Raw genomic sequence first — 1,776 nt, forward strand, 5'->3', positions numbered from 1 at the left:
TGATCCTTGCCATGCTCCAGCACCATCCGCACCGCGCGTTCGCGGACCTCAGGTGAATATCTGTTCGATGTCTTCCGCTTTTCCATTGCTCCATCCTACTCAAGAGTTGGAGCCTCCAGGATTCCCGGCGCGGTTCAGTGGAGGCGATCTTTCTGGGCAAGGCGCGGCGCTACAACCAGCGCTTTCTGCAGATGTGCTCGCATCACCTGGTCGAGCCGGTGGCCTGCACGCCAGCGGCGGGCGGAGCAGCCAAAAGGTTCCGACGATGCGAAGCGTCGTTGGAAGGGCTGCGGAGGGTGGGAAAAGGGTCAGGTTGAGAACCAGGTCGGCAATCTGCGCGACCAGTTATTCCGCCCCAAGCCGCGGGTCGGCAGCCTCGCGGAGCTCAACGCGTGGTTGGCGGATGAGTGCGTTGCCTACGCCAAGCGGACCGAGCATCCCGAGTTCAAGGGCCGGACGGTCTGGGCGGCGTTCCAGGACGAACAGGCCAGTCTGATGGCGCTGCGCGGTCCGTTCGACGGGTTTGTCGAGAAGGTGATCCGCGCGAGCACGACCTGTCTGATCATGGCGGATCACAACCGCTACAGCGTCGATGCGCGTGCCGCGGGGCAGATGGTACAGGTCAGATCCCACGCCGATCGTATCGTCGTGCTGCTGGGCGGCGAGGTTGTCGCCGAGCATCCGCGGCAGTTCCGGCGCGATCAAGTGATCTATGATCCCTGGCATTATCTGCCGATCCTGGTGAGAAAGCCGGGGGCGTTGCGCAACGGCGCGCCATTCAAGGACTGGGATCTACCTGCGGGCCTTGCCGAGGTCCGGGCCAAACTCAAGCGGCACACCGATGGCGACCGCCAGTTCGTCAAGGTTCTGGGTGCCGTGCTCGACCACGGGCTGATTGCGGTCGAGGCGGCATGCGCCGAAGCGCTCGAGGCCGGTATCGCCAGCGGCGACGTGATCCTGGCCGTTCTGGCGCGCCGGCTGCAGCCGCCGGCGCCGCCGAGCATCATCACCCCTGACGCCCTGCGCCTGAAGGTCGAACCGAAGGCCGATTGTGGCCGCTATGACAGCCTCAGGCGGGCGGAGATGCCCCAAGGTTCCATGCGCGCCCTTTGCGCGTATGGAATGGCATCGGAGGGCGCGTAATGGAACGCCCCATGGAACGTCAGGACATCATTGCCGGGCTGGCGGAACTGAAGCTGCACGGCATGCGCGCGAGCTTCGATGAGATCGCCGGCAAGGGCCTCGCACGACGGGACGAGTTCTACCCGCTGATCGCCAGCCTGATCCGAGCCGAACGCACCCACCGCCAGGCGCGCTCGATCAGCTACCGGATCACCGGCGCCAAGTTCCCGGTGCTCAAGGATCTCGACAAATTCAGCTTCAAGGGCACCCCGATCGACGAGGGTTTGGTGCGCGAGCTCGCCACCGGCAGCTTCCTCGATGCCAAACGCAACGGAATCTTTGTCGGCGGAACCGGTACCGGAAAGACTCATCTGTGCATCGCCGTCGCCTCGGCCGTCATTCGGGCCAGAGCGCGAGGTCGGTTCTACAACCTCGTCGATCTGGTCAATCAGCTGGAGCAGGAAAAGGCCGCAGGCCGCAGTGGCTATCTGGTCGAGAAACTGCTGCGCTACGACCTCATCGTGACTCGATTTATGTGCAGCGCGCAGTGATGTGGAGCTGGAAGGCGTCAACTCCAGCCGACGAAGGTTTGAGGGCCGCCAACTCCACATAACTCGGTTACGGAATCATAGCCGCTTCAGCCAGTCGACGATA

Annotated in this window: 1 protein-coding gene and 2 pseudogenes; all 3 read left to right on the forward strand. The window is 63.6% G+C overall.

Translation table 11 applies throughout. The annotated features are described in order from the left end of the window. Positions 1–113: 113 nt before the first annotated feature. Positions 114–717, forward strand: a pseudogene (locus AiwAL_RS20095) (Mu transposase domain-containing protein); the annotation flags it as partial. Between the two features lie 192 nt (positions 718–909). Next, a pseudogene (locus AiwAL_RS20100) lies at positions 910–1,143 on the forward strand (hypothetical protein); the annotation flags it as partial. Then, positions 1,143–1,673 (forward strand): ATP-binding protein, encoded by a 531-nt coding sequence (locus AiwAL_RS20105; protein WP_316044812.1) that lies wholly within the window; start codon positions 1,143–1,145, stop codon positions 1,671–1,673. The pseudogene AiwAL_RS20100 and the gene AiwAL_RS20105, both read left to right, overlap by 1 nt. Positions 1,674–1,776 lie beyond the last annotated feature (103 nt).

Origin of the sequence: Acidiphilium sp. AL (genome assembly GCF_025499445.1) — a bacterium.
Lineage (GTDB): Bacteria > Pseudomonadota > Alphaproteobacteria > Acetobacterales > Acetobacteraceae > Acidiphilium > Acidiphilium iwatense.